The organism is Exiguobacterium sp. s193, assembly GCF_018618755.1.
Classification (GTDB): domain Bacteria; phylum Bacillota; class Bacilli; order Exiguobacteriales; family Exiguobacteriaceae; genus Exiguobacterium_A.
On record NZ_JACSMR010000015.1, the window covers coordinates 48692 to 55446 of the forward strand.

The following is a 6755-nucleotide window of genomic DNA, read 5'->3' on the forward strand; positions in this document are numbered from 1 at the left end:
ATGCACCCTTATCTACAAGTCGAGCACCACGTTTTACGCGACGGACAACGTTTTTCATCCGTCCATGAAAAAATGATTTATTTACTGTTAGCGAGCTATGCTGGGGCGTCCGGCAGTGCTTTCCCGTCGCACCAGACAATCGCTGACGCCGTCCCGTGCGGCAAGACGACCGTCAAAACGTGTCTCGCGTCTCTCCTTGAAAAAGGATGGATTGAAAAGGAGGAACGTTTTAACCGACACGGCGGACAAACGTCAAATGTCTACCGCGTCCGACCGGTGACGGACGCAGTACGACTGCCGGGGGATCACGAGCCGACTGCCGGGGTGGCGCGAGCCGACGACGAAGAACCTGTCTTGAAGAAACAATCTTTAAAAAAAGAATCATCCCCAACGACGTCATCCATCTGTGCGTTGTTCGAAGCGGAAATTGGCCGCACTTCCCCTTGGATCAAACAGCAACTGGTACAAGCCATGACAAAGACGAGCCATGACGTCATCGTCCATGCAATCGAGCAAGCGGCAGCGGCGAACGTCCGCAAGTGGCAATATGTCAAAGCCGTCATCGATCAGTTACATGCACGTCAACTTACGTCAGGCGAACAAATTAAGCGTCATGAATCCAAACGGGCGGAACGACCGCTACGGACGAAACAGACAAAACAGATGAAACACCGCTCAGCAGCTGTTTTACCGGCTTGGGTCGAGACGGAGCGGACAGAACAACGGCTGTTCGAACAAAAGCGACGAGCGGCACTACAAGCATCAATTCCGAGTGAAGCCGAACTGACCGATTTGCTCGCCCAGTTGATTTAAAAAAGGAGGATAGACAGATGACTATCAATACAACATGGTTACTCGAACGCGCCGATCGGAAATTATCCGTCAAAGGAATGGACGCGGATGTTGTCACGATCACGCGGAGCGTCATCAAAGAACTCGCACCGCAGCAGATTTACGTTGGTGTCGCGCAAAGTTACCGGACAAAACAAGAACAAGATGCCCTATATGCGTCAGGACGGACAGTCCCCGGGAAAATCGTCACCTACGCGCGCGGGGGACAGTCGAATCATAACTTCGGTGTCGCCGTCGATCTCTTTTGTTACTCTTCTGACGGAACACGGGCTGAATTTTTAGCACCCCCCGACAAACGGCTGTCACGGATTGTCGCGGCGATGAAACAGCGACAAATGGAATGGGGCGGGGACTGGACACGGTTTCCGGATTATCCGCACTTTCAACTGTTCGACGCCGTCAACGGAAAAAAGAAGCCACTCCTTGCCCCACTCTATCTAGGACGTGCTCTAGCGAAAGGGAGTCAGGACAAGGAGACGATTCGTTTGATTCAAAAGAAGTTGCGGCTTCCGGCGAGTGGACGGTTTGATGACGTTTTGACGCGTGCCGTCAAAGACTTTCAGCGACAGGTGAAAATCACAGTCGACGGAATCGTCGGTCCTTTGACATGGCGACACTTGTTTCAGGGGGGACGCAGATGACGGACCGACATGTAGCAGCCCTACGGCTGATCGCCCCTCTCTATTCGATTGTCAATTTAACGCTTCTTGCGAGCGGGTATGACCCGTTACCATTCGATACGACGGCCGTCGATCTCGCAGTCACGACAGTGGTAGGAGTAACTGGGACGCTTATCGCCTGGTGGAAAAATAACAATCTGACGCCTGCCGCCATAGAAGCGCAAGTCTTATTGCGGGAACTGAAACGACAATGAACGGTAGATTGAATGTGCTAGTTTCTGATTTTCGGCTAATACTTTGAAGTCGAGATGCCGATAAAGAGATGATGGATTGAATCGGTCTTGTGTGAGCAAGAGCGTTTAAAGAAAGAGGTCTGACTGGACGTGAAATTTTCCGCATTGCAGTGGTTTTTAATGGCAGCTTTATTTTCATTACTGTTTACAAGTATCTGGAGTTACAATGCATTTTCCAATATTGAACGGGAAAACGAACGAATTCTCGCTGAAGCAATCCCGATTTCCAACACGGCATCCCAATTGTTTCCGTTATTGCTCGACCAGGAATTGACGGTCCGAAGTTATTACCTCGAACGCCGCGAGCAAGATTTTGAACGGTTTGAAATGACGAACGTAACTTTACAGGCGTCACTGAAGGCGTTAGAACAATTAGATGACCGGGACCCGGAGATGCGACGGATTTTACAAGACGAGGCAATGCCGATCCTTCAGAACACCGACGTGTTTTATCAACAACAGCTCAAACGCATTCAAGCGGGGAATATCATCGCGGCCCAGGAAAACCGTTATGACGGAATGGCATACATCAATCAATTTCGACCGGTTGATGTCAAAATTCGGATGGAAATCGAACAGATTATCATGGAAGCGACGAACCGATCCAAAGCGGCATCGTCGTCGGCGAAGTGGGTTATCGTCATCGTCGTCAGCATCGCCGTCTTGATTTTGTTTGCGTTCTTGCAGACATTCCGCCTCGAACGAAGTAAGCGGGCCTTAATCCGGCGGTCGCTCCATGACAGCCTGACCGGCATCCCGAACCGCCGGGCGTTCGATGAGCACCTCGAGCGTGTCTTTGAAACAGGGCGGATGTCGTCGACGTCCGTGACTCTGATTTTACTTGATGTCGATGCGTTTAAACTGTATAACGATACGTATGGTCACTTAAAAGGAGATGCCTGTCTTAAACAAGTCGCTGGTGTCTTGAAAAAACAAGCAGGACCGTTTGGTCACGTCGCGCGGTACGGCGGCGAAGAATTTGCCGTCATCCTAGCGGAACCGTCAGTTGACGGGGAAATCATCGCCGAGCGCATCCGGATGGGCATCTTAGAGTTAAACCTGCCACATGAGCGTTATGCGCCACTATGCCAAGTCAGCGTCAGTTTAGGGATGGCGACTGTTCAGCCGGATGATGCGATAACAGAGATTCACTTGATTGATCGTGCCGACATGGCACTGTATGCCGCAAAAGAAGCGGGAAAAAATCAACTTGTCCGACATGATGCGAGTTGAACGATGGACACAAAAAAGCATCCACCACCGAATAAATCGGGAGCGGATGCTTTTTTCTCATGTTCATTGCAAAATCACACAATAGGAATGGTCCGAAATCAATGGAGCAGAGATCACGAACACGACGTTGATCGGTGTTCCATCAAGCTTCGCATCGAGTTGATGGAGCTGCGAGCGGATTTTACGACTTAAGCCATAACGGATTTCCGTACTGAGTTCATCCATGTCTGCATCATGTACGTGCAATAGGAGTTGGAATGGTTCGAGCGAGAAAATAGAAAAGTCACAGTCGATTCGGGGATCCTCAAATTGCTCATTCAATCCGTTTTTAATAAAATATGCCTCTTGGGCTGAAATCATCCCGTTTCACCTCGCTCTCTTGCAAAAACCGTTTAAAATTAGGAAAAATATCAGTTTGCTTTATATAGTAGGTATTACCCATTTTTAAATGAAAATATCAGTTTAGGAATAGAAAAAAGACAGCTCGCTGATTTTTTGCCGGGCTGTCTTGTCTAAAATTAATGCAAGCGCTTCCGTAAAAAGTCGTCAGTCGCTTGTTTAAAGAATGTAAACTGGTGTACTTTCAAAACATACGTATCGCCGTACCGGACTTCGAAGTAACTCGGATCGACCGGAGACGGGAATTTGATGCGTTTGAACCATTCTGTAATCGTTTCGTGGTGAAGGCGTTGCAGTGGTTTTGGGAGGCGACGATTAAAGAGTTGAATGTGTTCCCGGATGCGTTCGGATGGGACTTCAGGGCTTGACTGAATGATGACTTGGACGCGGGATTCCTCTTCGAAGCCGGCAAGTTGGAAACGATTCGGCCGGTAAATCGTCAGGTAATAATAAAAAAAGCTGAGCGTCGCGAAGGTCAGAACGATTAAGATAAAGAGATAGGGTGGTGCAACGATCGGAGAATCGAAGCTCGTCCGGAACAGCGGTTGCTTCGGTGTAAGCGGCTCGACGTCGACGATTGTGCCACCGTCACCGGTAGACATCGAATCTCCGTTTGAGGCAATCGGTTCTTCACTTGAAGGACCGCATCGTATGAAACAGGTGGAATCGGTTTTTGTATGTAAAAGAGACAGCGTCGAAGAAAATAAGGAAGGGAGAACGGACTGCGCGACCAGCAACAGGCAGCAGGTCAAAGATAGGGCTAAACAGATTTTTAGACGAAGTGACGTGTGCATCAACCTACTCCTCTCTGAACATAAGCATCGTTAAGCTGAGTATAGCAAATGAAGCGAGTACTGTTAGTCATTTTTTCAAAATATAGTCATTATTTACAAAAATAATAGGGGGTTTTCAGTCATGGAAGAATTACGTAGAAGTTTTCAAGCAGCACGGCATCAAGTCAGTGGACACGGCAAGCGGAACGTCGGTGTCTTAAAAGACGTCTTGCTAAATGTCGCCGACGATACGAGCAGTGACATTTACGGGAACGGGGCAGTCATCAACGACTTCGAACAAAAAATCGCGGCATTGCTCGGACATGAATCGGCCGTCTTTTTCCCGAGCGGTACGATGGCGCAGCAAATCGCGTTACGGATTTGGTCCGATGACCGGGACAACCGGCACGTCGCCTACCATCCGCTCTGTCACTTAGAGCTGCATGAACAGGATGGCTTACGGCAGCTTCATCCGATTGAACCGGTCCTCGTCGGGCGACCGGACGAGATGATGACGCTTGAAGAGATTAAAGCCTTGCCGGAAATCGCCTGTCTTTTACTTGAACTACCGAACCGGGAACTCGGCGGTGTCGCACCAACATTCAGTGAGCTAGAAACGATTGTCGCTTACTGCCGGGAGCGGGGAATCCGCCTTCATCTCGATGGTGCCCGCCTACTGGAACTGTTGCCGTATTATGACAAAACGGCAAGCGACGTCGCAAGTTTGTTCGACAGCGTCTATCTCTCGTTTTATAAAGGAATCGGCGGGATTGCCGGTGCAATTCTTGCCGGTCCAAAATCGTTTACGACAGAAGCACGGATTTGGAAACGACGTTATGGGGGCGACTTGATCAGCCTCTACCCTTATGTCATTTCGTCCGACTATTATTATGAGCAACGCAAGGACCGGATGGGGCACTATTATGAGCAAGCAAAACACGTCGCCGAGCAGTTGAATGCGATCGATAACATTTTCACGACACCACGCATTCCGGTCTCGAACATGTTCCACCTCCACTTTAATGGTGAGGTGGCAGATGTCGCCGCACGATTGACGCGCATCCAGGATGAACTTGGACTTGGCATCGTCGGATACCTCGTCGAACACGACGGATACTGTTCGACGGAAATCAGTTTCGGTGACGCCTTCGACGCCGTCTCAAACGAGGCGTTCGAACAGTTGATCACCCGCTTGACGGCAGATTTTTCAGCTTAACGGGATTGAGAAGGCTGTTTCCCGGGAATGGACGGATGTAGGCGATGGTAGCTGCTGATTTTTTCGGTGATCATCTGTTCCGTCAGTTGTAATTCGGCAAGCTGTGCCCGGACTAGGGTTTGGTGCTGTTCGAGCAGGGCGAGCCGATCAAGCGTCGTATCATGATCGTCTGAAGAAGCACGGAACAACGCGACATACTGTCGGATTTGGTCGATCGGCATGTGTGTTGCCCGCAGGCGGAGGACGAACCGGAGCCAGTCGATGTGCTTGTCATCGTACTGCCGGACGCCGCTTGCCGTCCGGTCCGGAAACAGCAGTCCTTCCTTTTCGTAATAACGAATCGTGTGGGCACTCGTATCAGTCAATCGACTGACTTCTGAGATGGAATACATCAACATCACCTTTTCTGCTTGACTTAGAGTTCACTCGAAGGAGTAGACTCTCACTATACCAAAACGAAATGGGGAAAAACAGATGAAGTATACAGTCATTACAGGAGCAAGTTCAGGGATTGGGTTTGAAACGGCGAAAGTCCTTGCCGCAAAAGGAAAATCGCTTGTCCTCGTCGCCCGACGGAACGATCAGCTCGAAGCATTACGAGACGATTTGCTGAAAACGTTCCCGGAAATCGACATCATTCTCCATTCAGTCGACTTGACGGAAATGAAAAACGTGCATCAGTTGTATGACGACGTCAAGCACCTTGAAATCGAGACGTGGATCAACAACGCTGGGTTCGGCGATTTCGATAACGTCAAAGACGTCGAAATCGGAAAAATCGAGAAGATGCTTCGGTTGAACATCGAAGCATTGACGGTTCTGACGAGTCTCTACGTCCGCGACCATCATGACGTCGAAGGCACAACCGTCCTCAATGTCTCGTCAGGCGGCGGCTACCGGATCGTTCCGAATGCGGTCACGTATTGTGCGACGAAGTTTTACGTCAGTGCCTACACAGAAGGTCTTGCGCAGGAACTTCAACAATCGGGTGCGAAGTTGCGGGCAAAAGTTCTTGCACCGGCAGCGACGGAAACCGAATTCGCCGATCGCTCACGCGGGGAGGCAGGATTCGACTACAGCAAAAACGTCCCGCAGTATCATACAGCGGCAGAAATGGCGACGTTCCTCGATCAATTGCTCGAAAGTGACGCAATCGTCGGAATCGTCAATGCGGAAGATTATTCCTTCCAGCTACGCGGACCACTCTTTACGTACGTCGGTGGTGCGAACTCGAACTAATTGTGACGAATTGTAATATTAAGTGCAACACCTAGGAGAAAACACAAAAAAACCCATAACGACCTCGTGTAGAATAAAGCTACCACACCACATTCAACGGAGGATTCGTTATGAGCTATGTTCATCTTAC

Annotated in this window: 9 protein-coding genes; 6 read left to right on the forward strand and 3 right to left on the reverse strand. The window is 49.7% G+C overall.

Annotation, left to right across the window (positions count from 1 at the left end; genetic code table 11):
• From KNQ04_RS14420 to KNQ04_RS14435, 4 genes are all read left to right on the forward strand, one after another.
• Positions 1 to 813 (forward strand): helix-turn-helix domain-containing protein, encoded by an 813-nt coding sequence (locus tag KNQ04_RS14420; protein ID WP_214851616.1) that lies wholly within the window; start codon positions 1 to 3, stop codon positions 811 to 813.
• Between the two features lie 17 nt (positions 814 to 830).
• The gene (locus KNQ04_RS14425) at positions 831 to 1493 is read left to right on the forward strand and encodes a M15 family metallopeptidase (RefSeq protein WP_214851617.1); all 663 of its coding nucleotides are present in this window, start codon (positions 831 to 833) and stop codon (positions 1491 to 1493) included.
• Entirely contained in the window at positions 1490 to 1726 is a 237-nt protein-coding gene (locus tag KNQ04_RS14430) for a phage holin (protein WP_214851618.1), read from the forward strand. The genes KNQ04_RS14425 and KNQ04_RS14430 overlap by 4 nt, the downstream gene beginning before the upstream one ends.
• Positions 1727 to 1855: 129 nt before the next feature.
• Entirely contained in the window at positions 1856 to 2998 is a 1143-nt protein-coding gene (locus KNQ04_RS14435; RefSeq protein ID WP_214851619.1) for a GGDEF domain-containing protein, read from the forward strand.
• A gap of 63 nt (positions 2999 to 3061) precedes the next feature.
• Here the strand turns inward: KNQ04_RS14435 and KNQ04_RS14440 are convergent, their stop codons facing one another.
• Entirely contained in the window at positions 3062 to 3358 is a 297-nt protein-coding gene (locus tag KNQ04_RS14440; RefSeq protein ID WP_214851620.1) for a hypothetical protein, read from the reverse strand.
• A gap of 158 nt (positions 3359 to 3516) precedes the next feature.
• Positions 3517 to 3999 (reverse strand): hypothetical protein, encoded by a 483-nt coding sequence (locus tag KNQ04_RS14445; RefSeq protein WP_251137074.1) that lies wholly within the window; start codon positions 3997 to 3999, stop codon positions 3517 to 3519.
• Between the two features lie 313 nt (positions 4000 to 4312).
• On the opposite strand from KNQ04_RS14445, the gene KNQ04_RS14450 reads away from it, so the two are divergent.
• Positions 4313 to 5386, forward strand: coding sequence for a threonine aldolase family protein (locus KNQ04_RS14450; RefSeq protein WP_214851622.1), 1074 nt, complete (start codon positions 4313 to 4315; stop codon positions 5384 to 5386).
• Here KNQ04_RS14450 and KNQ04_RS14455 read toward each other — a convergent pair.
• Positions 5383 to 5778 carry a MerR family transcriptional regulator gene (locus KNQ04_RS14455; protein ID WP_214808007.1) on the reverse strand — a complete coding sequence of 132 codons (396 nt, stop codon included), beginning with the start codon at positions 5776 to 5778 and terminating at the stop codon, positions 5383 to 5385. The two genes, KNQ04_RS14450 and KNQ04_RS14455, sit on opposite strands and share 4 nt — an antisense overlap.
• Before the next feature lie 82 nt (positions 5779 to 5860).
• On the opposite strand from KNQ04_RS14455, the gene KNQ04_RS14460 reads away from it, so the two are divergent.
• Entirely contained in the window at positions 5861 to 6625 is a 765-nt protein-coding gene (locus tag KNQ04_RS14460) for an SDR family NAD(P)-dependent oxidoreductase (protein WP_214851624.1), read from the forward strand.
• Positions 6626 to 6755 lie beyond the last annotated feature (130 nt).

Bases quoted from the DNA above. Each gene is read 5' to 3' on its own strand.
- KNQ04_RS14445 (WP_251137074.1), bottom strand. From the start codon at position 3,999: ATGTCTACCGGTGACGGTGGCACAATCGTCGACGTCGAGCCGCTTACA.
- KNQ04_RS14455 (WP_214808007.1), bottom strand. From the start codon at position 5,778: ATGTATTCCATCTCAGAAGTCAGTCGATTGACTGATACGAGTGCCCAC.
- KNQ04_RS14420 (WP_214851616.1), top strand. From the start codon at position 1: ATGCACCCTTATCTACAAGTCGAGCACCACGTTTTACGCGACGGACAA.
- KNQ04_RS14450 (WP_214851622.1), top strand. From the start codon at position 4,313: ATGGAAGAATTACGTAGAAGTTTTCAAGCAGCACGGCATCAAGTCAGT.
- KNQ04_RS14425 (WP_214851617.1), top strand. From the start codon at position 831: ATGACTATCAATACAACATGGTTACTCGAACGCGCCGATCGGAAATTA.
- KNQ04_RS14430 (WP_214851618.1), top strand. From the start codon at position 1,490: ATGACGGACCGACATGTAGCAGCCCTACGGCTGATCGCCCCTCTCTAT.
- KNQ04_RS14460 (WP_214851624.1), top strand. From the start codon at position 5,861: ATGAAGTATACAGTCATTACAGGAGCAAGTTCAGGGATTGGGTTTGAA.
- KNQ04_RS14440 (WP_214851620.1), bottom strand. From the start codon at position 3,358: ATGATTTCAGCCCAAGAGGCATATTTTATTAAAAACGGATTGAATGAG.